This is a genomic window from Mycobacterium sp. Root135 (assembly GCF_001426545.1).
Classification (GTDB): domain Bacteria; phylum Actinomycetota; class Actinomycetes; order Mycobacteriales; family Mycobacteriaceae; genus Mycobacterium.
Map to the genome: position 1 here is coordinate 1,004,778 of NZ_LMEZ01000001.1, position 22,200 is coordinate 1,026,977.

Genomic DNA, 22,200 nt, shown 5'->3' on the forward strand with positions numbered 1-22,200 from the left:
CAGGCGCCGCGTTGCGCGGCAGGAGCGTGGGTCACCCACGCGGAGGGCACGAGGTTCGAGAACATGACCACCAGCGAATCAAGCGAAGCACCCAAGCCCGCACCCAAGCCCGTGCCCAGGCCAGGACCTCCGCGCCCCGCTCCGCGGCCCGGCGCCGCACCGGCCGCCGTGGTGGTGCCGCCGACTGGCGACCCGCACCGGTTCGGCCGCGTCGACGACGACGGCACGGTGTGGCTGACCACCGCCGACGGCGAGCGCGTCGTCGGCTCGTGGCAGGCCGGTGAGCACGAGGCCGCCTACGCACACTTCGGGCGCCGCTACGACGACCTAGCGACCGAGGTGGCGCTGATGGAACGCCGGCTCGCCTCCGGCACCGGGGACGCCCGCAAGATCAAGTCTGCCGCCGCCGCGCTCGCCGAGACCTTGCCGACGGCGTCGGTCCTCGGCGACGTCGACGCCCTGGCGGCCCGCCTCGCCGCGATCGTCGAGCAGGCCGACTCCCATGCCGCCGAAGAACGGCAGAAGCGCGACGAGCACCGCGCCGCGCAGACCGCGCGCAAGGAGACCCTGGCCGCGGAGGCCGAGGACATCGCCGCCAACGCGACGCAGTGGAAGTCCGCCGGCGACCGGCTGCGCGAGATCCTCGACGAGTGGCGCACCGTCACGGGCCTGGACCGCAAGACCGACGACGCGCTGTGGAAGCGCTACTCGGCGGCCCGCGAGACGTTCAACCGGCGCCGTGGCTCGCACTTCGCCGAGCTCGACCGCGAGCGCGTCGGCACCCGTCAGGCCAAGGAGGCGCTGTGCGAACGCGCCGAGCAGCTGGCCGACTCGACCGACTGGGGCGCCACCGCGTCCACGTTCCGCGACATGCTGACCGAATGGAAGGCGGCGGGCCGGGCCGCCAAGGACGTCGACGACGCCCTCTGGAAGCGGTTCAAGGCCGCCCAGGACAAGTTCTTCAAGGCGCGCAACGCCGTCAACGCCGAGCGGGACGCGGAGTTCGAGGCGAACGCCGTGACCAAGGAGGCGCTGCTCGCCGAGGCCGAGGCCATCGACCTGTCCAACGCCGAGGCCGCCAGGGCCGCGCTGCGCAGCATCGGCACCAAGTGGGACGACGTCGGCAAGGTTCCGCGTGAGCGGGCCCCCGAGTTCGAACGTCGCATGAAGGCCGTCGAGAAGAAGGTCCGCGACACCGCGTCCACCGGCGGTGGCGCCGACCCGGAGGCTCAGGCCAGGGCCGACCAGTTCAGGTTGCGCGCCGAACAGTACGAGCAGCAGGCCGTCAAGGCCGAGGCCGCCGGTCGCACCAAGGACGCCGAGCAGGCCAGGGCCAGCGCCACGCAGTGGCGGGAATGGGCCGAGGCCGCGGTCGCGGCGCTCGGCAAGAAGCGCTAGAGACCCGACTCGGGCGTCGGCCTCGCGGGGCCGATTCCCTGGTCGGGGCGGTCGTCGAGGTCCAGCAGAGTCTTGCCCTGCCGTTCGGTGGCCAGCTTGCGTCGTTCCGCTTCGGCGGCCAGCTGGACCGCCGTGCGCGACCAGACCACCCTCGCCCAGTGGAACGACAGCAGGATCACCGCAATCCACGCGATGATCAGGCCGAGGCCGGGCCCCGGATGTGGCTCGGCGACCGTTTGGCGTGACCACACCGCCAGCATTCCGATGGGACACGCGACGGCCGACCCGGCGAGCGCGATCCACGCCAGACCCCAGCGGCGGGTCAGCAGCGCGAGGATCGAGAACCCGACGCTGAAGACCAGGATCAGCCACGTGAAGACGCGTGAGGGCAGCGCGATCGCTTCCCGGACCGCGGCGTCGGAGCCGACCAGGACGTCGAGACCGCGGGCACCGCCGGTGTGGGGCAGCACAAACGACAGCAAGATGACGAAGACCAGGATGGCGACGACCAAAGCCCGTGCGCCAGGGTCGATTTCCCGGGCCACCCGGCGTTCGGCGTCTTCGAGGTCGCCCTTGAAGTCGTCGAATCCCGGCTCGTTGCGCTTCTCGCGGCTCATCGGCTGCACCCCGCCGTGACGGGCTGTGCGGGTGGCATGCCGATGCGGGGCAAGCCGAGACCGACGGACGTCGCGGCGCCCGTCGTGACCTTGCGGCCGGCCTCGTGGGTGTCACCGGCCCTGGTGCGACGGTGGCCGAGGAGGACGGCGTCGGCGATGAGGTGATGTGGCGCGGCACCGGTCACGGTGGTGGTGACGACGTCGCCGGGCCGGATGTCCCGCTCGCCGGGCGCGAAGTGGACCAGTCGTCCGTCGCGGGCCCGCCCGGACATCCTCGCGGTGGCGACGTCCTTGCGGCCCTCCCCCGTGGCGACCAGGAGTTCGACGTTGGTACCGATCTGGGCGATGTTCTCCTCGAGCGAGATTCGCTCTTGGAGTTCCACCAGACGCATGTATCTCTCTTGCACGACGGCCTTCGGTAGTTGATCTGGAAGCTCGGCGGCGGGAGTGCCTGGCCGCTTGGAGTACTGGAACGTGAAAGCGGTGGCGAAGCGCGATCTTTCGACCACGTCGAGGGTGGCGGCGAAGTCCTCTTCGGTCTCGCCGGGGAACCCGACGATCACGTCGGTGGTGATGGCGGCGTGCGGGATGGCGGCCCGCACGCGGTCGATGATGCCGAGATACCGCTCGGCCCGGTAGGACCGCCGCATGGCCTTGAGGATGCGGTCCGAGCCGGATTGCAGCGGCATGTGCAGTGTGGGGCACACGTTCGGGGTGGTCGCCATCGCCTCGATGACGTCGTCGGTGAACTCGGCCGGGTGCGGCGAGGTGAACCGCACCCGCTCCAGGCCGTCGATGCGTCCGCAGGCGCGCAACAGCTTTGCGAAGGCGCCGCGGTCGGTGGGCAGGTCCTCCCACATCGTCGGGTCCTCGCGCAAGCGCTCGTCCCAAGTCGTCCGGTCCTCGCGCAAGCGCTCGTCCGTGGCGAACGACACGCCGTAGGCGTTGACGTTCTGCCCGAGAAGGGTGACCTCGAGCACGCCTTGGTCGACCAGGGACTGCACCTCGGCGAGCACGTCACCGGGCCGGCGGTCGGTCTCCTTGCCCCGCAGCGACGGCACGATGCAGAACGTGCAGGTGTTGTTGCAGCCGACCGAGATCGAAACCCAAGCGGCGTAAGCGGATTCGCGTGACGCCGGCAGCGTTGATGGGAACTCCTTCAACGATTCGACGATCTCGACCTGAGCCACCCTGTTGTGCCTCGCCCGGTCCAACAACGCCGGAAGCGAGCCAATGTTGTGGGTGCCGAAGACCACGTCGACCCACGGTGCCCGCTTCAGCACGGCGTCGCGGTCCTTTTGCGCCAGGCAGCCACCCACGGCGATCTGCATGTCGGGGTTGGCTTCCTTGCGCGGCACCAGGTGGCTGATGTTGCCGTACAGCTTGTTGTCGGCGTTCTCGCGCACCGCGCAGGTGTTGAACACGACGACGTCGGCGTCGACGCCGTCCTCCGCCCGCTGGTAGCCCGCCTGTTCGAGCAGGCCCACTAGGCGCTCGGAATCGTGCACGTTCATCTGGCAGCCGTAGGTGCGGACCTGGAAGGTACGCACCGGCGCACCACTGGCCACCGTCGAAGTCACCCTCCAATGGTACGGCGGGCCCAGCGGCAGCCAAATTCCCCGGATTGCCCAGAGCCCTGCCAGCTGGTCGTTCCCTGGGTAAGGTCTGTGCGCATGCAGACCGACCAGTCGGAGGCGGACGCTCCTCCGCCGACTCCGACGTCCGTGCCGATGATCTCAATTCAAGGCGTCAACAAGCATTTCGGAAGTCTTCACGTCCTCAAGGACATCAACCTCGAGGTGGACCGCGGCCAGGTCGTGGTCGTGCTGGGCCCGTCGGGTTCAGGCAAGTCGACGTTGTGCCGCACCATCAATCGACTCGAGCCGATCGATTCGGGCACCATCGCGATCGACGGCGAGAAGCTGCCCGAGGAAGGCCGCAAGCTCGCGCAGCTGCGGTCGGACGTCGGCATGGTGTTCCAGTCGTTCAACCTGTTCGCGCACAAGACGATTCTGCAGAACGTGACCCTGGCCCCGATGAAGGTGCGCAAGTCGTCCAAGGACGAGGCGCACGCGGCGGCGATGTCGCTGCTGGAGCGTGTCGGGATCGCCAACCAGGCCGACAAGTACCCCGCCCAACTGTCCGGCGGTCAGCAGCAGCGAGTGGCGATCGCACGGTCCTTGGCGATGAACCCCAAGGTGATGCTGTTCGACGAGCCCACCAGCGCGCTCGACCCCGAGATGATCAACGAGGTGCTGGCCGTGATGTCGTCCCTCGCCGAAGAGGGCATGACGATGGTGGTGGTGACCCACGAGATGGGCTTCGCCCGCCGCGCGTCCAACCGGATCATCTTCATGGCCGACGGCGCGATCGTCGAAGACGCCGAACCCCAGGAGTTCTTCTCCAACCCCAAATCCGAGCGCGCCAAGGACTTCCTCGGCAAGATCCTCAACCACTAACCAACGCTCCGGCGAAAGGAATAAAGCTGTGCCCTCTAGCAAGCCGTCTCTTCGATTCAGGGTGGCCGCCGCCCTGGCGCTCGCGGTCGTCCTCCCGCTCTCGGTCACCGCGTGCGGCGGCAGTTCCGGCGGTGGTGACGACGGCAAGATCGTCATCGGCACCAAGTTCGACCAGCCCGGTCTGGGGTTGAAGAACCCCGACGGAACGATGAGCGGCTTCGACGTGGACGTCGCCACCTACGTCGCCGGCCAGCTCGGCTTCACCCCCGACAAGATCGAGTGGAAGGAATCACCGTCCGCCCAGCGCGAGACGCTGATCCAGAACGATCAGGTCAAGTTCATCGCCGCGACCTACTCGATCACCGACGCCCGCAAGGAGAAGGTCGCGTTCGTCGGCCCCTACCTGGTCACCGGTCAGAGCCTGCTGGTCAAGGCCGACAACACCGACATCACCGGCCCCGATTCGCTGCAGAACAACAAGAAGCTGTGTTCGGTGTCGGGTTCGACGCCCGCCCAGCGCATCAAGGACAAGTACCCCGGCGTGCAGCTGCAGCAGTACGACACGTACTCGGCGTGCATCGAGGCGCTGAAGAACGGCGCGATCGACGCGGTCACCACCGATGAGGTCATCCTCGCCGGGTACGCAGCGCAAAGCCCCGGCACGTTCAAGATCGTCGGGCAGCCGTTCTCCGAGGAGAACTACGGAATCGGCCTGAAGAAGGACGACGCCGACCTGCAGAAGAAGATCAGCGACGCCGTCACGAAGATGGAGGCCGACGGAGATTGGGCGAAGGCGTTCGAGAAGAACCTCGGACCCGCGGGCATCGCGACGCCGACGCCGCCGGCACTCGCCAAGTGACCTGAAGCCCTAGCGCAGCGGAGACCACGTGGAGATCTTCTCCGAATATCAGGACCAGATCTTCGAAGCGTTCTGGACCACCATCCAGTTGACGGTGTTCTCAGCCGTCGGAGCGTTGATCCTCGGCACGGTGCTGGCCGCGATGCGGCTGGCACCGGTGCCGATGCTCAACTGGGTGGGCACCACGTATGTGAACGTGGTGCGCAACACGCCGTTGACCCTGATCATCTTGTTCTGCTCGTTCGGTCTGGCCCAGACGCTGGGAGTGACCCTGGTCGACTCCCAGTCGAGGACCTCGATCGAGGACAGCAACTTCAGGTTGGCGGTTCTCGGCCTCACCGTCTACACCGCGGCGTTCGTGTGTGAGACGGTGCGGGCCGGGGTGAACACCGTGCCGCTCGGACAGGCCGAGGCGGCCAGGTCGCTGGGGTTCACCTTCGGCCAGAACCTGCGAATGGTGATGCTGCCGCAGGCATTTCGCGCGGTGGTCATCCCACTGGGTTCGGTGCTCATCGCGTTGACGAAGAACACCACGATCGCGTCGGCCATCGGTGTCGCCGAGGCGGCGTTGTTGATGAAGGAGATGATCGAGAACACCGCGGCGCTGGCCACCATCGGGGCGATCTTCGCGTTGGGCTTCGTGATCTTGACGTTGCCGTTGGGTCTGTTGTTCGGTTGGTTGGGTAGACGATTGGCGGTTGCCCGGTGAGCGGCGCATCAGTTCTGTTCGACGCCCCGGGCCCACGCGCCCGGATTCGCAACCGCTTCATCAGCGCCGTCACGGTGGTGCTGGTGCTGGCCGTGGCATGGGTGGTCTACACGCAGCTGGAGGCCAAGGGCCAGCTGACGGCCGCCAAGTGGGAGCCGTTCCTGACGGCCAACCTCTGGAAGACCTACGTGTTGCCGGGCGTGCAGGGCACGTTGACCGCGGCGGCCGTGTCGATCGTCTTGGCACTACTGCTGGGTTTCCTGCTCGGAATCGGCCGGCTGTCCCATCACAACGGGATCCGGCGGGTCTGCGCGGTGGTCGTGGAGTTCTTCAGGGCCGTCCCCGTGCTGATCATGATGATCTTCGCGTACTTCCTGTACGCAACCTACGACGTGTTCCCGTCGAAGTACCTGGCACTGGCCGGCGTCATCACGGGTTTGACGCTGTACAACGGCGCGGTGATCGCCGAGATCGTCCGTGCAGGCGTCAACGCCCTACCCCGCGGGCAGTCCGAGGCCGCCGAGGCGCTGGGGCTGCAGTGGGGTCAAATCATGCGGTCCATCCTGCTTCCGCAGGCGGTCACCTCGATGCTGCCGGTGTTGGTGTCGCAGATGGTCGTCGTGCTCAAGGACACCGCGATCGGCTACCAGATCACGTTCCTGGAGATGGTGCGCCAAGGCACACAGGTCGGATCGGCTTACGGCAACTACGTTCCCGCCTTGATCGTCATCGCCTTGCTGATGATCTGCGTGAACTTCAGCCTCGGCGCGTTCGCGACGTGGCTCGAAGGCCGGCTGCGCCGCTCCAAGCGCGGACCCGAACCGTTGCACGTCGCGCCCGTCACCCAGGGCACGTTCGGGGCGGGCGCCGGCGGGACCATCTAGGGTTGCCCGACGGTCACCGTGTGGCGAGCAGCTCCTGCAACCTCGCCTCCGACGGCGACCCCGCCGCGGCGGTGTACAGAATCAGGGACAGCCCCGGATCTGCCGGCAGGTGCAGCGTTTCGTAGTTGAGCGTCATCGTGCCGACAGCCTCGTGATGGAAGCGCTTGGGGCCGTGGGTGTGCTCGAAGAGTTCCCGGGTCGCCCAGCACTTCTTGAATTCACTTGACAGCGAGGACAACTCGTCGACCAATCGACTCAGGTGAGGATCGGCTGCGTCACGTCCACCCGCCACCCGCAAGATCGCGACCATCTGCGCGACGACGTCTGCCCAGTCGGGGTAGCGCGTGCGCGCCGCGGGGTTGAGAAACATCCACCGAACCATGTTGCGCTGCGGTAGGGGCATTGCCGAGAAGTCGTCGATGAGCGTCGCCGCGGCGTCGTTCATGGCCACGACTTCCAGGCGCGGACCATGGAGGACAGCCGGAATCGGATCGAGGGCGGCGACCATGGCACGGAGCGCGGGACGGACCCGCGGTACCTCCGGCGGCGTCTCGGTCGGCCTCATCAGGGACGCCAGATGGCTGCGTTCCAATGCACTGAGACGCAGCGCCGCCGAGACCGCGTCGAGCACTTGTGCGGAGACGTTCGTGGCTCGGCCCTGTTCGAGGCGGGCGTAGTAGTCGGGACTGACGCCGGCGAGCAATGCCAGTTCCTCGCGACGCAGGCCCGCCACTCGTCGGCCGTTGCGCGACGCAGTAAGCCCGACCTCGGCGGGCGTCAGACGAGCCCGGCGGGACCGCAGGAATTCTCCGATTTCCTCTTCGCGGGTGGTCATGTCGCCATTATCGCCGAACCGGTGGCTCGACGACCCGAACCTGGTTCTGCCAGACCTAGGTTCAGCGAGGCTCACCAGCCGGCGTCGACCGCCGTTGCCCACACGTTGTGCAGGACGACTCACCGCAACGAAGGGATTTGACATGACAGTGTGGTTCATCACCGGAGCATCGCGTGGCTTTGGACTGGAGATCACCCGCGAAGCACTCAGCCGGGGCGACAGCGTCGTCGCCTCGGCCCGCAATCCGCAGGCCGTCCTGGACGCCATTCCGGATGCCGAGGACCGGCTGCTCGCCGTCGCCATGGACGTCGGCGACCCGGCTCAGATCACCGCCGCGGTCGACGCGGCCATCGCGCGCTTTGGCCACGTCGACGCCCTGGTCAACAACGCCGGTCGCGGCCTGGTGGGGAGTGTCGAGGAAACCTCGGACGAGGAGATCCGCGCGATCTTCGACGTCAACGTGTTCGGCCTGTTGGCCATCACCAGAGCCGTGCTCCCCCACATGCGCTCCCGCGGCACGGGTTTGGTGGTCAACCTCTCGTCGGTTGGCGGGTTCGTGGCCTGGCCGGGGTGGGGCGCCTATGCGGCGACGAAGTTCGCCGTCGAAGCGTTGTCCGAGGCGATGACGCACGAGTTGGCGCCACTGGGCATCCGATCAGTGGCGATCGAACCGGGTCCATTCCGGACGAACTTCCTCGACGGCAGCAGCCTCGCGTTCACCCACGACGTCATCGAGGATTACGCCTCGACCGCCGGCGCGGCACGCATCTGGGCGAATGACTCCAATTACGGCCAACAGGGCGACCCGTTAAAAGCCGCGAAGATCATCGTCGACCTGGCTGACCGTCAGGATCTGCCTGAGCGGATTCAGTTGGGTGCCAATGCCTTCGAGGAGGTCGCGGCCAAGCTGGCGCGGACTGCGCACGACCAGGAAACCTGGCGGACCGTCAGCCTGTCGGCGGACTTCGACGGCTAGACCCGGCGACGCTCCTGCTCGCCGGCCAGCGCCACCTTGACGACGTCGAAGGCCATCGACTGCGAGTAACCCCGGCGGGCCAGCATGCTGACCAGCCGGCGCGTCACCCGCGTGTAGTCGGTGTCGTCGTCTAGCCGCTCCCGCCGCAGTTTCTCGGCGACGAGTTGCTCGGCGCGGACCCTTTCGGCATCGGCGTCGACGTCGGCCAGCGCTTCGGCGATCAGGTCGTCGTCGACGCCCTTGGTGCGCAATTCGGCAGCCAAGGCGCGCTTGCCCTTTCCGGCGTTGACGTGACGGGACCGCACCCACTGTTGGGCGAAGTCCTGGTCGTCGACCAGACCGACCGTCGCGAGCCGATCCAGCACTCGCTCACAGACGTCGTCGGGAAACCCGCGCTTGGTCAGCCGCTCAGCCAGCTCGGCCCGGGTCCGAGCCCGCACGGTGAGCAGACGCAGGCACACGTTGCGTGCCTGCTCCTCGCGTTCGCGAGGATCCTGCGTCTGCTCGTCGTCCGACTCAGAAGTCGACTGGGGCGGGCAGGGCTTTGTCATTGCTGGCGTCGTCGGTCAGCACGGCACCGATGCCGAGCTTTTCCTTGATCTTCTTCTCGATCTCGTTGGCCACTTCGGGGTTCTGGAGCAGGAAGTTGCGAGCGTTCTCCTTGCCCTGACCCAACTGCTCACCCTCGTAGGTGAACCAGGAGCCGGACTTGCGCACGAAGCCGTGCTCGACACCCATGTCGATGAGCGAGCCCTCCTTGGAGATGCCCTTGCCGTAGAGGATGTCGAACTCGGCCTGCTTGAAGGGCGGCGCCATCTTGTTCTTGACGACCTTGCAGCGGGTGCGGTTGCCGACCGCGTCGGTGCCGTCCTTGAGGGTCTCGATGCGGCGCACGTCCAACCGGATGGAGGCGTAGAACTTCAGCGCCTTTCCGCCGGTGGTGGTTTCGGGCGAACCGAACATCACACCGATCTTCTCGCGGAGCTGGTTGATGAAGATCGCCGTGGTGTTCGAGTTGCTCAGGGCGCCGGTGATCTTGCGCAGGGCCTGGCTCATCAGGCGGGCCTGCAGACCGACGTGGCTGTCGCCCATCTCACCCTCGATCTCGGCGCGGGGCACCAGGGCGGCCACCGAGTCGATGACCAGGATGTCGAGCGCGCCGGACCTGATCAGCATGTCGGCGATCTCGAGGGCCTGCTCACCGGTGTCCGGCTGCGACACCAGCAGCGAATCGGTGTCGACGCCCAGCCTCTTGGCGTAGTCCGGATCCAGCGCGTGCTCGGCGTCGATGAACGCCGCGATGCCGCCCGCGGCCTGCGCGTTGGCGACCGCGTGCAGCGCGACGGTGGTCTTACCCGAGGATTCCGGTCCGTAGATCTCGACGACGCGGCCGCGGGGCAGCCCGCCGATGCCGAGCGCCACGTCCAGGGCAATCGATCCCGTCGGGATGACCGAGATCGGCTGACGCACCTCTTCGCCGAGTCGCATCACCGATCCCTTGCCGTGACTCTTCTCGATCTGGGCGAGCGCTAGCTCGAGAGCCTTCTCGCGATCTGGGGCCTGTGGTGCCATGGTGGTCGTCTCCGTCCTGGTGAGTTCTCGATCGGTTCCGATCGGTTGGCCGTGACGCTAGAACAGACCACCGACATTCCCGTCGAACACCGCTCACAGTAGACGAACACCTGTTCGATTCAAGTGGACACGCCGGTGCGTCGTTCGGCTAGTGAGTCACCACTGGTCGCGGGGCACGTCGAAGTCGGCACACAGGGCCCGCCACACCTCGCGAGGATCGATCCCCGCTTCGATCGCCTGGACGGCGGTACGACCACCGACACCGCTCAGCACGTGGTCGACGAGCAGCGAGGCGCCCCGCACCCGGCCGAACTGGCCGTGGACGAGCTCGTGGAATTCCGTCAGCCGCACGCCCACCAACTTACCGAGACCGCGCGAGCGCGTCGTGGCACACCCGTACCGGATCGGCGACGTCGGCGATGCTCTCACCCGCCCGACGGGCCCGTTCCCGGTAGCCAGGCGACGACAGGACGTCGTCAACGGCCGCGGTCAGCGCCCCGGCCGTCAGCGGCCTAACCAAGCGGCCACTGCCTTGGCGCGCAACGCGATTGGCGATTTCCCACTGGTCTCCCCCACCGGGCACCACCACCATTGGCACCCCCGCGAGGAGCGCCTTGGCCACCAGTCCGTGCCCGCCCCCGCCGATCACCACGTCGGCGTGGGACAGCAGTTCGTCCTGACGACCGAGCCCGACGACGGCCCACGGCGGCACGGCGGCGCCGTCTCGACCGGCCAGCCGCGACACCACCACCCGCGCGCCGGTCGGCACCGTACGGCCTGGCACCAGCGCCTCGAGTGCCACCTCGGCCAGGCCCTGTGTGCCCGTCACCGCGGTCGACGGGGCGACGACGATCACCGGGCCGGTGTCGTCGGGAACGTCGAGCACCGCGGACGTCGGCTCGAAGTGCAAGGGTCCGACGACGACGGCCTCCGCGGGCCAGTCCGGACGCGGCACCTCCAGCGCGGGCAGGGTGGCGATCAGTCGCCGCACCGGGCCGGGATCCGTCGGCGACAGACCGATCTCGACGCGCGCCGCCGAACGTTGCCGCTGTCCCACTCGCCACGACCGTGCGGTCAGCGCTCTCATCGCCGCGTCGCGCAACCGACCTCGCACACCCACGCCGGGTGCCAGCCCGCTTCCCAGCGGCGGCAGGCCCGTCGACGGCAGGTACAGCGGGTGCGGGTTCAGCTCCACCCACGGCACGCCGAGCATCTCCGCGGCCATCCCCCCGCAGGAGGTGATGACGTCGGAGACCACCAGGTCGAGTTTCAGGTCCTCGAGACCGGGCCGGTTGAGGACGGCCATCCGCGCCGCCCGCCGATGCAGCTTGGCACCCGAGTCGGCGTCGTCGTCGCCGTCGACGGGGTCCAGACCGGCCAGCAGCGCGGAGTCGACACCCTGCTCCCTGGCCACGTCCAACCATTGAGCACCGGTCAGCAGCGTCGGCTCGTCACCGGCGGCCAGGAACTTCAGGCACATCGCGATGGCGGGAAAGGCGTGGCCGGGATCGGGTCCCGCCACCACAGCCACGCGCATCGCACCACCCTGTCACAGCCGCCCGGTGACCAGCGCTCGCGAGGTGATCGACGAGTCCCGAGGGCTGTCCCGAGGACTATTGTGAGGCCATGACAGACCAGACTTCGACCGTGCCCGCGGTCGACACCAAGGCACTCGTCGAGCGGTTTCTGTTCGCGGTGCAGAACGAGGACTTCGACACCGCGGACTCGCTGCTCGCCGACGACGTCAAGTGGCAGAACGTCGGTCTGCCGACCATCACCGGCCGGGAGCGCATCGTCAAACTGCTTCGCAGCGGTCAGGGCCGCGTCGGCTTCGAGGTGAAGTTCCATCGCATCGCCGCCGAGGGCACGTCGGTGCTCACCGAACGCACCGACGTTCTGGTGTTCGGGTCACTACGGCTGCAGTTCTGGGTGTGCGGCGCCTTCGAGGTGCACGACGGCCGAATCACGTTGTGGCGGGACTACTTCGACTTCCTCGACATGTTCAAGGCCACCGTGCGAGGGGTCGTGGGGCTCGCGGTTCCGGCGTTGCGTCCCTCGCTGTGACGAACGACGTGTCCAATGAAGCTGGGCCTGCCAAGCCCGGCGTCTTGCAGTACATCGGCTATTGCTACGGCAAGCGGCTGCCCAACTCCATGCGTCAGTGGGTGGCCGACGACCTCGCCGGTCCTGGCGCGACGCGACGCATGATGTTGCGGATGGTCGTGCCGGCGGTGCTGATCCTGACACCGTTCTGGATCGTGCCGATGTCGTTGTATCTGCACCTGTCGACGACGGTGCCCATCCTGATCCCGTTCATCTTCTTCTCGCATGCGCTGAACAAGGTGTGGCGCCGCCACATGCTGCGTAAGCACGGGTTGGACACCAGCCTCGTCGACTATCGCAACCGTCAGCGCGACGCCCACATCCACGACGCGTACGCCGAGAAGTACGGACCCCGCTCGGGTCCGCCGAGCAGCAGCGCCGTCTGATCTCAGGCGCCGCGCAGGTGCCCGAGTTCGTCGAAGGCCTGCGCCCAGCCGGCCAGTCGGTCCGTCGCGTTGCCCAACTCGTGGCGTTGACGCTGGGCTGACATCGGCGAGCTCGACATCGACCCGGAGTTGGCCGCGGACACCAATCGCGCTGCGGCCTCGACCATTTCGTTGTACTGCCGGACCCCGCTGTCGAGTTGGGCGGTGAAGGCCCTGATCGTCGGGCTCAGATGCGCGCGCGACTGGGGAGCAGCGGTGGCGGCCTTCTCCATCGACACGACTTCGTTGGCCGTCGCCGTCATGGTCGCCGAGGTCTGATTGGCGGCGTCGACGACGTCGCGCAGTTCGTCGGCGGGCAGCATGTTGCCGCGCTCCATCACGCCGAGTAGGGAGAACAGGCCCCGCTCAGCCGAATTCAGGGCGGCGATCGGTTGCCGGGCCGCCGAACCCCACGGCGGTAGCCGCCGCACCCGGCGCTCCGGTGGCAGTGGCGAGCGCTTGAGCCACCGCCAGCGAAGGAACGTCAAGGTGGCCAGGAACGCCGCGCCGACGGCGATGCTGGCCGGGATGGGCAACACCCAGGCGGGGATGACATCCCACGAGGCGAGAACCCCGGTAACCGCAATCCACAGACCAGTGGAGAACGCGAAGAACACCGTGGCTCGGAGTGCCCACCGACGCTTGCGCAGCAGCTTGGCCCGAGGGTCGGAGGCGGCGCCCAGTCGCTGGGCAACCACGTCGGAGAATTCGGCCGCGGTGTCGACGCCACGCTGCACCAGCATGCGCCAACCCTCGACTCGTCCGGTCCGAGGTTCCGCTGCCATGGGCCACCTACCTTCGAGAACTATTGCGAGAGCGGGTTTTCCGGCGTCGCCGCCGGCGGGTTGGTCGCGGGCGCGGCCGGTGTCGCGGTGGCGTCACCCGACGGCAGCGCGTCGCCGCGCATGGAGGCGCGGATCTGCTCGAGTCGCGAATGCCCGGCCATCTGGACGCTGGCCTGCTGAATCTCCATCATGCGTCCCTGAACCGAGTTCTGGGCGAGCTCGGCGGAGCCCATGGCGTTCGCGTAGCGGCGTTCGATCTTGTCCCTGACCTCGTCGAGGCTGGGCGTGCTTCCCGGCGCCGAGATCTCACTCATCGACCGCAACGAGGCGCTGACCTGTTCCTGCATCTTCGCCTGCTCCAGCTGGCTCAGCAGCTTGCTGCGCTCGGCGATCTTCTGCTGCAACACCATCGCGTTCTGCTCGACGGCCTTCTTGGCCTGACCGGCCGCCTGCAGTGCCTGATCGTGCAGAGTCTTGAGGTCTTCGACGCTCTGTTCGGCGGTGACGAGCTGCGCGGCGAACGCCTCGGCCGCGTTGGTGTACTCGGTCGCCTTCGCGGCGTCACCCGACGTCGCGGCCTGGTCGGCCAGCGTCAGGGCCTGACGCACGTTGACCTGAAGCTTTTCGATGTCGGCCAGCTGGCGGTTGAGCCGCATCTCGAGCTGACGCTGGTTGCCGATCACCGACGCCGCCTGCTGAGTCAGCCCCTGGTGTTGCCGCTGCGCTTCCTCGATGGCCTGCTGAATCTGCACCTTCGGGTCGGCGTACTCGTCGACCTTGGAGCTGAACAGGGCCATGAGGTACTTCCACGCCTTGGTGAACGGGTTGGCCATCAGTACGTTCCGCCTTCGTGTTGGAGTAAGTCCAGTGTGCCCGTCCCGTGCGGGGAGCTCACCGACGTGCGTAAGTATTCGCTACCTGCCAACTTATCGGTTGCACGCAGATCGCCACACCCCCGCTCGCGTTTCCGGCGTGGCAGAGCTGATCGGACGCGCTCAGGCCACCGCCATCGACACGGCCTGCGGAATCACGACGCGCGTCGAGTAGTCGATGGTGGCACCGCTGGCGGTGGCGACCGGTCGAGCGGCGACCCGTTCGCGGCGCTCCATGGTCTGGCCCGCGTCGGTCAGCACGCGGGACAGCGGGACCTCCAGGGCACCGCAGATGGCACTGAGCAGCTCACTGGAGGCTTCCTTGCGGCCCCGCTCCACCTCGGACAGGTAGCCGAGGCTGACGCGGGCGTCGTCGGACACTTCTCGCAGCGTCCGCCCCTGCGAGAGCCGGGCCTGACGCAAGACGTCGCCGATCACTTCGCGAAGCAATGTCGTCATCGCGGTCTCCTCACAACGAAGGACGTGGTTGCAGATCTATTCGGTATCACTATCAACCAGAACGCCCGCGGCTGCCGGATTGGTTCCCGAAAGCCGCCCGAAAGCTCCGTACGTCACGTTCGAACGCCGCGCACTGCCGAGAGCAGGTAATCCGCGCCGGTGAGGACGGTCAGCACGATCGCGGCCCACATGAACACCCAGGCCCCCGTCAGCCACGCCCCGTCCAGGGGAAGGACGAACAGGCCGATCGCCACGGACTGGACGAGCGTCTTGAGCTTGCCGCCCCGGCTTGCCGGGATCACGCCGCTGCGGATGACGACGAGCCGCAGAATCGTCACGCCGACTTCGCGGACCAAGATCAGAATGGTGACCCACCACGGCAGGTCGCCAAGAATGCTGAGACCGACGAGTGCGGCCCCGATCAACGCCTTGTCGGCGATCGGGTCGGCGAGCTTGCCGAACTCCGTGATCATGCCGTAGCTGCGCGCGATGGCGCCGTCGAACCGGTCGGTGATCACCGCCACGGTGAAGATGATGAAAGCGACCACTCGCCAATATGATTCGTGGCCGTCACCGACGAACAGGGCCGCGAGGAACACCGGAACGAGCACGATGCGCACACCAGTGAGCGCGTTGGCGACGTTGACCACACTCACGCGCGGGGTCAACGGATCGACATCTGACTGACCCGGCACGTGACCAGAATATCGGTAGACCAAACCGATACCCTCACTGCTGTGACTGGAGCGCCTCTAAACGACGATCTCGTGGTTCGTCGGGCCCGCACGTCGGACGTTCCAGCGATCAAGTCGTTGGTCGACGTCTACGCGGGAAAGATCCTGTTGGAGAAGAATCTCGTCACCCTCTACGAGGCGGTCCAGGAGTTCTGGGTCGCCGAACTGGAAGACGAGTTGGTGGGCTGCGGGGCTCTGCACGTGCTGTGGGCCGATCTCGGCGAGGTACGCACCGTGGCTGCACACCCCCGGATGCAGGGGCGCGGCGTCGGGCACGCCGTCGTGGCGCGATTGCTCGACGTCGCAAGGGAGTTGCGGCTGCAGAGGATCTTCGTGCTCACCTTCGAGACCGAGTTCTTCGGCAGCCACGGTTTCCAGGAGATCGAAGGCACCCCGGTGACGGCCGAGGTGTACGACGAGATGCGCCGTTCCTACGACATCGGCGTCGCCGAATTCCTCGACCTGTCCTACGTCAAGCCCAACATCTTGGGCAACACGAGGATGCTGCTGACGCTCTGAGCGCCGAACGTGACGCCACTGCGAGAATTCGACCCGCAAGTCGCAGTGGGCTCACGTTCGGCGGTCTCGGGCCCGCCCGACCCGGCCTATTATCGCGCCGTCCGCGTCCTCGGCAGTAATCCGAACGTCGTCCCACCCGAGTTCGGTCACGTCGGCGTGGCGCCTGATGTCCCTCGCGAATTGACTGCGGGTCATCCGATGATGCTTACCGTCGTAGTCGACCCCCACCTTGATGTCCCGCCAACCCATGTCGAGGACCGCCACGAGCTGCCCCCACTCGTCGTACACCGGAATCTGGGTCTCCGGACTCGGAAAGCCTGCCGCGACGAGGACCAGGCGCACCCTGGTCTCCTGCGGCGACTCGGCGCCCGCGTCCACGAGGGCGAGTACGTCGGCCGCGGCGCGAATGCCCCGCCGTCCGCGATGACGCTCGGCGAGCAACTCGACGTCGGCCACCTTGAGCTTGGTGGCGCGCGCCAGTGAGTCGATCGCCGCGACCGCCCGGCCACGTGGGTAGCGGCAGGCAATGTCGAGCGCCGTCCGCGCCGGCGTCGTCACGCGAACTCCGTCGACGAGCGACGTCTCGTCGTCTTCGAATCGATCCGACCAGGTGGTGATTCCTTCGGGAGGCCGCCGATTGGGATACAGCAGCTGCGCCGATGCCCGGTCGTCGACCCACTTTGCGCCATGCAACGCAGCAGCCGACTGCCCGGCGACGATTCCCGCACGCCCCGACCACAACCACGCCGCCCGCGCGCGGGTCACCGCGGTCAGCTCGGAACCTCTCGGAATGTAGACGTCGCGATGGATCGCTACGCACGTGCTCCGAAGCTGGTACGGCGTCAGGCGGCCCGCGGCCACCGACTCACTACCAACGAACGGCTCCCCCATGGCGGCAGTGTGCCGACACCATCCGACACCGCGCCGAACGTGACGCCACTGCGAGAATCCGGCCCGCACGTCGCAGTGGGCTCACGTTCGGCGTTGCAGCTCAGCCCTCGTCGTCGTCGGCGTCGGCTCCGTTGGCGTCCGCGCCGCCGCGAATCAGCATCAGCGTGCCGGCCAGTTCGTCGGGCTTGACGAGGACTTCGCGCGCCTTGGAACCCTCGGACGGCCCGACGATCTGACGGGTCTCCATCAGGTCCATCAGACGCCCCGCCTTGGCGAAGCCGACGCGCAGCTTGCGCTGCAACATCGACGTCGAGCCGAACTGCGACGAGACGACCAACTCGACGGCCTGCAGGAAGACGTCCATGTCGTCACCGATGTCGGGGTCGACGTCGGTGCGCTCGCCGCCCGGCTTGGCGGCGGTGACGCCCTCGGTGTAATCGGGCTCGGCCTGGTCCTTGCAGGCGGCGACGACGGCGTAGATCTCCTCGTCGCTGATGTAGGCGCCCTGGAACCGGACGGGCTTGTTGGCGCCCATCGGCAGGAACAGCCCGTCGCCCATGCCGATGAGCTTCTCGGCGCCCGGCTGGTCCAGGATGACCCGGCTGTCGGTCAGCGACGACGTCGCGAACGCCAGGCGGGACGGCACGTTGGTCTTGATGAGGCCGGTGACGACGTCGACCGACGGCCGCTGCGTGGCCAGGATCAGGTGGATGCCTGCGGCGCGCGCCTTCTGGGTGATGCGCACGATGGCGTCTTCGACGTCACGCGGGGCGGTCATCATGAGGTCGGCGAGCTCGTCGACGATGGCGATGATGTACGGGTAGGTCTTGTAGACCCGCTCGCTGCCCAGCGGGGCCGTGATGACCCCGGACTTCACGTTCTTGTTGAAGTCGTCGATGTGGCGGACCTTGTTGGCCTGCATGTCCTGGTACCGCTGCTCCATCTCCTCGACGAGCCAGGCGAGCGCGGCGGCGGCCTTCTTCGGCTGCGTGACGATGGGCGTGATGAGGTGCGGAATGCCTTCGTACGGCGTGAGTTCCACCATCTTCGGGTCGATCAGGATCATCCTGACCTCTTCCGGCGTGGCCCTCGAGAGCAACGAGACCAGCATCGAGTTGACGAAGCTGGACTTGCCGGACCCGGTGGAACCGGCGACCAGCAGGTGCGGCATCTTGGCCAGGTTCGCCGAGACGAAGTTGCCCTCGATGTCCTTGCCGAGGCCGATCACCAGCGGGTGGTGGTCGCGGCGGGTGGTCGGCGCGGTCAGGACGTCGGCCAGCCGGACCATTTCGCGGTCGGTGTTGGGCACCTCGATGCCGACGGCGGACTTGCCGGGGATCGGGGCGAGCATGCGGACGCTCTCGGTGGCCACCGCGTAGGCGATGTTCTTCTGCAGCGCGGTGATCTTCTCGACCTTGACGCCGGGCCCGAGTTCCACCTCGTAGCGGGTGACGGTCGGACCGCGGGTGCAGCCGGTCACCGCGGCGTCGACCTTGAACTGGTCGAGCACCGACTGGATGACCTCGATCATCTTGTCGTTGGCCGCGCTGCGGAGCTTCGGCGGATCACCGGCGACCAGCAGGTCGAGCGACGGAAGGTTGTACGGCCCCTCGACGACGCGGTCGAGCGAGAGGGCCTCCTCGGCGACGGGCACCGGCGCCGGCGCCGGGGCCTCCGGCTTCTTGCGCTTGGGCCGGGCCTTCGGCTCGGGCGCAGTGGGCGTCTCGTCGGCGAGCGGCTCGTCCAACGGGTAGTTGTCCATGGGCGTGCCGAGTCGACTCACCGGGACCGTCGCCGATCCGGATCTACTCCCCGGGTCGCTTCGCTCCTGCCCGCCGGAACGGGGCGCGCCCGGCCACTGCGCCTCGTCGGCGCGGGTCGACGCCGGGTCGTCGTAGTAGCCGTCGGAGAGATCGTCGGCGCGGGCGGCGGGATAGTCGTCGTCGTAGTCGGCGTCGTCGTACTCGTCGTCGTCGTAGGTGTCGCCGCGGTAGGCGCCCATGAACGCGCCCTGAATCACGCCGGGCACTTCGCGAATCGTCGTGCCGGTCACCAGAAGCAGGCCGAACAGGATGCCGATGATCAACAGCGGCGTGGCGATCCATGGCGTCAGGCCGTCGGACAGCGGTCCGCCGATCGCGAAGCCGACGAAGCCCGCGACGCGCTGCCGGTCCGCGGAGTCCATGGGCGCGCCCGACCACAGATGCCACAGGCCGAGCACCGGCAGCGTGATCATGGCGGTGCCCAGGACGAGCCGGGGCCGCACCTCGGGGTGAGGTTCGGTGCGCATCAGCAGAATCGCGACCGCGATCAGGGCAATCGGTAGCAGCACCACCGCGGAGCCGATGACGGTACGGACGACGGAGTCGATCCACCCGCCAACAGGTCGGGCCGCGTCGAACCACGAGCTCGCGGCAAGCACGACCGACAGCGCGAGCAGGGCGAGTGCGATGCCGTCACGGCGGTGCCCCGGCTCGAGTTCACGGGCTCGTCCCACCGACCGCGCCGTGGATCCCGCGCCCTTGGCCAACATCAGCCAACTGGCGCGCGCCCCCTTGCCGATCGCGGAGCCGGCAGCGGCAACCGGGGAGGGATTGCGTCGTGGCGCGGGCTTTCGCCGCGGGGCGGCGGGGCGCGTCGTGCGCGCTCGGGGCTTTGAGCTGCTAGAACGAGCTCCCGAGCGGGCGGCGGTCTTACTAGCCATGGGGAAAGACTAGTCGCACCAACCCCAGATTCACCATTAGCCACACAGGTAACAAATAGCTAACTATGGCACGACGAAAACCGTAGGCCCCGCATATGGCCTCCCGCCAGCACAGATGCCAAACGTGGCCAGCGTCACCCAGGCTCGTCACGACGGAATCCGTTGTCGTCGGTACTCTCGACACGGTGAACCCATCGGCCAAAACCCATGATGTTAAGCCTTTGTTACACAACGTCTTTCGTTACGACATTCCAGCGTCACTGGTGGTGTTCCTGGTGGCACTTCCGCTGTCGATCGGCATCGCCGTCGCCTCCGGCGCACCCGTCGTCGCAGGGCTCATCGCGGCCATCGTCGGCGGAATCGTGTGTGCGGCCGTCGGCGGCTCACCACTACAGGTCAGCGGACCGGCCGCCGGACTCACCGTCGTGGTCGCCGAACTGGTCGCGCAATTCGGCTGGAAGGCGACGTGCGCCATCACCGCGGCCGCAGGCGTGCTGCAGATCCTTCTGGGCCTCAGCCGGATCGCCCGCGCGGCCCTGGCCATCGCGCCCATCGTCGTCCACGCCATGCTCGCCGGCATCGGCATCACCATTGCCCTGCAGCAGGTCCACGTCCTGCTCGGCGGCGGACCGCGGAGCAACGCGTGGGGCAACCTGACGGCGCTGCCCGCTCAGCTGCTCGCGCCGCAATGGTCCGAGGTGCTCGTCGGCGGATTGGTGATCGCCATCATGCTGACCTGGCGCTTCGTTCCCCGTGCGCTGCGCATCGTTCCCGGCGCACTCGTCGCCGTGGTGGTCGCGACGGCGGTCAGCTACCTGCCGGGCCTCCGCACCGACCGCATCAGCCTCGACGAATCGGTGGTCGACGCCATCGGCCTGCCCACGATGCCCGAGGGCAGCTGGTCGGCAATCGCAATCGCAGTCCTGACCGTCGCCCTGATCGCCAGCGTGGAGAGTCTGCTGTCGGCAAGCGCGGTCGACAAGATGCACGACGGACCGCGGACCGACTTCAACCGTGAGCTGCTCGGCCAGGGCACGGCCAACGTGTCCTCCGGCCTGCTGGGTGGTCTGCCCATCACCGGCGTCATCGTCCGTAGCTCCACCAACGTCTCGGCAGGCGCCAAGACTCGCGCATCGGCCGCGCTGCACGGCGTCTGGCTCCTGCTCTTCTCGGTCTTCCTGGTCGGCGTCGTCGAGATGATCCCGAACGCCGCGTTGGCCGGTCTGCTCATCGTCATCGGCGTCCAGCTGGTGAAACTGGCGCACATCGACCTCGCCCGCCGCACCGGCGAACTGCTGATCTACGGCGTCACGCTGACGGCGGTGGTCTTCCTCAACCTGCTCGAAGGGGTGCTGATCGGACTGGTGCTGGCCGTCGGCATCGCGGCGTGGCGGATCATCCGCGTGAGCATCGTCGTCGAGGACCTCACCGAAAGGTCGGCCGACGGCGCACCCGATCGGTGGCACGTGGCGATCACGGGCTCGTGCACGTTCCTCGCGCTGCCCAGGCTGACCGCAGCGTTCGACTCGATTCCGAGCGGAGCCGACACGTTCGTCGACCTGAACGTCGACTACCTCGACCATGCGGCGATGGACACCATCCAGGAGTGGATCCGTCAGCGCCGCGCCTCGGGCGACGAGGTGACGGTCACCGAAACCGGCACGGCGCGCATGGAATTCGCCCACGACCGGCCGCCGAAACGCAACACCGAGGGCAGGCGCGTCATCTCGGCACTCCGACTGATCTGGCCCCCGCACCTCGCCGGCGGCGTCGACAGGTACAGCAACGGGGTCGCGCCTCTCCTGCGCGAGCGGTTCGGCTCGGACGACGAACACAGCCCCCACACGATGCTGCTGACGTGTGCCGACGCCAGGATCCTGCCGAACCTGCTCACCGACAGTGGCCCCGGTGAACTGCTCAACGTCCGCAACGTGGGCAACCTGGTCCCCGGCGGATCGGCCGACGCGTCGGTCGAGTCGGCGCTCAGCTACGCCCTCGAACGCCTGTCGGTACACACGATCGCGGTCTGCGGGCACTCCGGATGCGAGGCGATGCACGACCTCTTGGACGGCAGCGCCGACGGGGCGATCGGCCGCTGGCTCGACCACGGCCACCCCAGCCTGACGGCCCTGCGGGACGGTCACCCGGTGGCCAGGGCCGCCGCCGACGCTGGCTTCGACACCGCCGACCAACTCAGCGTCGTCAACGTGGCGATCCAGATGCAGACGCTGCAGGAACACCCGCTCGTCGCACCGCGGCTTGCGGAGGGGTCCGTCACCGTGGCCGGGCTTTTCCTCGAATTGGCTTCCGCAAAGCTGTATCTGGTGGGTGCGGCCGACATCGTCGAGATCAACCAGGGCACTGCGCACTTCGACGGGCTTCGGGAGGTAGTCCGTTGA

Annotated in this window: 22 protein-coding genes and 1 pseudogene; 10 read left to right on the forward strand and 13 right to left on the reverse strand. The window is 67.6% G+C overall.

The features are described from left to right. Window positions 1-63 precede the first annotated feature (63 nt). A complete protein-coding gene (locus ASD37_RS04905) occupies window positions 64-1,398 on the forward strand; it encodes a DUF349 domain-containing protein (protein ID WP_082569937.1) in 1,335 nt (444 codons plus the stop codon). Here ASD37_RS04905 and ASD37_RS04910 read toward each other — a convergent pair. Continuing rightward, on the reverse strand, window positions 1,395-2,015 hold the full coding sequence (locus ASD37_RS04910; protein ID WP_056549865.1) for a hypothetical protein: 621 nt from the start codon (window positions 2,013-2,015) through the stop codon (window positions 1,395-1,397). The two genes, ASD37_RS04905 and ASD37_RS04910, sit on opposite strands and share 4 nt — an antisense overlap. Next, window positions 2,012-3,595, reverse strand: a complete 1,584-nt coding sequence (locus tag ASD37_RS04915; protein WP_056548642.1) for a MiaB/RimO family radical SAM methylthiotransferase — start codon at window positions 3,593-3,595, stop codon at window positions 2,012-2,014. Before ASD37_RS04915 ends, ASD37_RS04910 begins: the two co-directional genes overlap by 4 nt. 150 nt (window positions 3,596-3,745) lie before the next feature. On the opposite strand from ASD37_RS04915, the gene ASD37_RS04920 reads away from it, so the two are divergent. The 4 genes from ASD37_RS04920 to ASD37_RS04935 are packed head-to-tail and all read left to right on the forward strand — an operon-like array spanning window position 3,746 to window position 6,926. Beyond that, complete coding sequence (locus tag ASD37_RS04920; protein ID WP_185934816.1) at window positions 3,746-4,474, forward strand: amino acid ABC transporter ATP-binding protein; 729 nt, start codon at window positions 3,746-3,748, stop codon at window positions 4,472-4,474. Window positions 4,475-4,502: 28 nt separating this feature from the next. After that, window positions 4,503-5,333 (forward strand): glutamate ABC transporter substrate-binding protein, encoded by an 831-nt coding sequence (locus ASD37_RS04925; RefSeq protein ID WP_056548646.1) that lies wholly within the window; start codon window positions 4,503-4,505, stop codon window positions 5,331-5,333. A 28-nt stretch (window positions 5,334-5,361) separates the two neighbouring features. Next, on the forward strand, window positions 5,362-6,042 hold the full coding sequence (locus ASD37_RS04930) for an amino acid ABC transporter permease (RefSeq protein WP_056548648.1): 681 nt from the start codon (window positions 5,362-5,364) through the stop codon (window positions 6,040-6,042). Continuing rightward, complete coding sequence (locus tag ASD37_RS04935) at window positions 6,039-6,926, forward strand: amino acid ABC transporter permease (RefSeq protein ID WP_056548649.1); 888 nt, start codon at window positions 6,039-6,041, stop codon at window positions 6,924-6,926. Before ASD37_RS04930 ends, ASD37_RS04935 begins: the two co-directional genes overlap by 4 nt. Window positions 6,927-6,939: 13 nt before the next feature. Here ASD37_RS04935 and ASD37_RS04940 read toward each other — a convergent pair whose 3' ends face one another. Further along, entirely contained in the window at window positions 6,940-7,761 is an 822-nt protein-coding gene (locus ASD37_RS04940) for a helix-turn-helix domain-containing protein (RefSeq protein WP_056548651.1), read from the reverse strand. A gap of 142 nt (window positions 7,762-7,903) precedes the next feature. Between ASD37_RS04940 and ASD37_RS04945 the strand changes: the two genes are divergently transcribed. Next, the gene (locus ASD37_RS04945; RefSeq protein ID WP_056548653.1) at window positions 7,904-8,737 is read left to right on the forward strand and encodes an oxidoreductase; all 834 of its coding nucleotides are present in this window, start codon (window positions 7,904-7,906) and stop codon (window positions 8,735-8,737) included. Here ASD37_RS04945 and recX read toward each other — a convergent pair. The 4 genes from recX to ASD37_RS04965 form a co-directional block, all read right to left on the reverse strand. Beyond that, a complete protein-coding gene (recX, locus tag ASD37_RS04950) occupies window positions 8,734-9,288 on the reverse strand; it encodes a recombination regulator RecX (protein WP_056548655.1) in 555 nt (184 codons plus the stop codon). The genes ASD37_RS04945 and recX overlap by 4 nt on opposite strands. Next, window positions 9,254-10,309 (reverse strand): recombinase RecA, encoded by a 1,056-nt coding sequence (gene recA / locus ASD37_RS04955; protein ID WP_056548657.1) that lies wholly within the window; start codon window positions 10,307-10,309, stop codon window positions 9,254-9,256. Before recA ends, recX begins: the two co-directional genes overlap by 35 nt. 156 nt (window positions 10,310-10,465) lie before the next feature. Beyond that, window positions 10,466-10,660: a DUF3046 domain-containing protein gene (locus ASD37_RS04960; protein WP_056549867.1), complete on the reverse strand. Its 195-nt coding sequence runs from the start codon at window positions 10,658-10,660 to the stop codon at window positions 10,466-10,468. A gap of 10 nt (window positions 10,661-10,670) precedes the next feature. Then, window positions 10,671-11,846 (reverse strand): glycosyltransferase, encoded by a 1,176-nt coding sequence (locus ASD37_RS04965; protein ID WP_056548659.1) that lies wholly within the window; start codon window positions 11,844-11,846, stop codon window positions 10,671-10,673. Window positions 11,847-11,935: 89 nt separating this feature from the next. Between ASD37_RS04965 and ASD37_RS04970 the strand changes: the two genes are divergently transcribed. After that, window positions 11,936-12,373 carry a limonene-1,2-epoxide hydrolase family protein gene (locus tag ASD37_RS04970; protein WP_056548661.1) on the forward strand — a complete coding sequence of 146 codons (438 nt, stop codon included), beginning with the start codon at window positions 11,936-11,938 and terminating at the stop codon, window positions 12,371-12,373. A gap of 8 nt (window positions 12,374-12,381) precedes the next feature. Then, window positions 12,382-12,798: a DUF5313 domain-containing protein gene (locus ASD37_RS04975; protein WP_056549869.1), complete on the forward strand. Its 417-nt coding sequence runs from the start codon at window positions 12,382-12,384 to the stop codon at window positions 12,796-12,798. Window positions 12,799-12,800: 2 nt separating this feature from the next. Here the strand turns inward: ASD37_RS04975 and ASD37_RS04980 are convergent, their stop codons facing one another. From ASD37_RS04980 to pgsA, 4 genes are all read right to left on the reverse strand, one after another. Then, window positions 12,801-13,622, reverse strand: a complete 822-nt coding sequence (locus tag ASD37_RS04980; protein WP_056548663.1) for a hypothetical protein — start codon at window positions 13,620-13,622, stop codon at window positions 12,801-12,803. 20 nt (window positions 13,623-13,642) lie between these two features. Continuing rightward, complete coding sequence (gene pspA / locus ASD37_RS04985) at window positions 13,643-14,455, reverse strand: phage shock protein PspA (protein ID WP_056548666.1); 813 nt, start codon at window positions 14,453-14,455, stop codon at window positions 13,643-13,645. A gap of 162 nt (window positions 14,456-14,617) precedes the next feature. Continuing rightward, window positions 14,618-14,953, reverse strand: coding sequence for a transcriptional regulator ClgR (gene clgR / locus ASD37_RS04990; protein ID WP_056548668.1), 336 nt, complete (start codon window positions 14,951-14,953; stop codon window positions 14,618-14,620). Window positions 14,954-15,066: 113 nt separating this feature from the next. Next, on the reverse strand, window positions 15,067-15,648 hold the full coding sequence (gene pgsA, locus ASD37_RS04995) for a CDP-diacylglycerol--glycerol-3-phosphate 3-phosphatidyltransferase (RefSeq protein WP_056548677.1): 582 nt from the start codon (window positions 15,646-15,648) through the stop codon (window positions 15,067-15,069). A gap of 42 nt (window positions 15,649-15,690) precedes the next feature. On the opposite strand from pgsA, the gene ASD37_RS05000 reads away from it, so the two are divergent. Further along, on the forward strand, window positions 15,691-16,206 hold the full coding sequence (locus ASD37_RS05000; protein ID WP_056548679.1) for an amino-acid N-acetyltransferase: 516 nt from the start codon (window positions 15,691-15,693) through the stop codon (window positions 16,204-16,206). A gap of 51 nt (window positions 16,207-16,257) precedes the next feature. On the opposite strand, the gene ASD37_RS05005 is transcribed toward ASD37_RS05000, so the two are convergent. Together ASD37_RS05005 and ASD37_RS05010 are read right to left on the reverse strand one after the other, a co-directional pair. Next, the gene (locus tag ASD37_RS05005; RefSeq protein WP_056548681.1) at window positions 16,258-17,097 is read right to left on the reverse strand and encodes a hypothetical protein; all 840 of its coding nucleotides are present in this window, start codon (window positions 17,095-17,097) and stop codon (window positions 16,258-16,260) included. 100 nt (window positions 17,098-17,197) lie between these two features. Continuing rightward, window positions 17,198-19,845 (reverse strand): annotated as a pseudogene (locus ASD37_RS05010) (DNA translocase FtsK 4TM domain-containing protein). 141 nt (window positions 19,846-19,986) lie between these two features. Here ASD37_RS05010 and ASD37_RS05015 point away from each other — a divergent pair. Next, window positions 19,987-22,200, forward strand: a complete 2,214-nt coding sequence (locus ASD37_RS05015) for a SulP family inorganic anion transporter (protein ID WP_370072297.1) — start codon at window positions 19,987-19,989, stop codon at window positions 22,198-22,200.

Bases quoted from the DNA above. Each gene is read 5' to 3' on its own strand.
- ASD37_RS04940 (WP_056548651.1), bottom strand. From the start codon at position 7,761: ATGACCACCCGCGAAGAGGAAATCGGAGAATTCCTGCGGTCCCGCCGG.
- ASD37_RS04905 (WP_082569937.1), top strand. From the start codon at position 64: ATGACCACCAGCGAATCAAGCGAAGCACCCAAGCCCGCACCCAAGCCC.
- ASD37_RS05005 (WP_056548681.1), bottom strand. From the start codon at position 17,097: ATGGGGGAGCCGTTCGTTGGTAGTGAGTCGGTGGCCGCGGGCCGCCTG.
- recX (WP_056548655.1), bottom strand. From the start codon at position 9,288: ATGACAAAGCCCTGCCCGCCCCAGTCGACTTCTGAGTCGGACGACGAG.
- ASD37_RS04965 (WP_056548659.1), bottom strand. From the start codon at position 11,846: ATGCGCGTGGCTGTGGTGGCGGGACCCGATCCCGGCCACGCCTTTCCC.
- recA (WP_056548657.1), bottom strand. From the start codon at position 10,309: ATGGCACCACAGGCCCCAGATCGCGAGAAGGCTCTCGAGCTAGCGCTC.
- clgR (WP_056548668.1), bottom strand. From the start codon at position 14,953: ATGACGACATTGCTTCGCGAAGTGATCGGCGACGTCTTGCGTCAGGCC.
- ASD37_RS04910 (WP_056549865.1), bottom strand. From the start codon at position 2,015: ATGAGCCGCGAGAAGCGCAACGAGCCGGGATTCGACGACTTCAAGGGC.
- ASD37_RS04970 (WP_056548661.1), top strand. From the start codon at position 11,936: ATGACAGACCAGACTTCGACCGTGCCCGCGGTCGACACCAAGGCACTC.
- ASD37_RS04980 (WP_056548663.1), bottom strand. From the start codon at position 13,622: ATGGCAGCGGAACCTCGGACCGGACGAGTCGAGGGTTGGCGCATGCTG.
- ASD37_RS04920 (WP_185934816.1), top strand. From the start codon at position 3,746: ATGATCTCAATTCAAGGCGTCAACAAGCATTTCGGAAGTCTTCACGTC.
- pspA (WP_056548666.1), bottom strand. From the start codon at position 14,455: ATGGCCAACCCGTTCACCAAGGCGTGGAAGTACCTCATGGCCCTGTTC.
- ASD37_RS04945 (WP_056548653.1), top strand. From the start codon at position 7,904: ATGACAGTGTGGTTCATCACCGGAGCATCGCGTGGCTTTGGACTGGAG.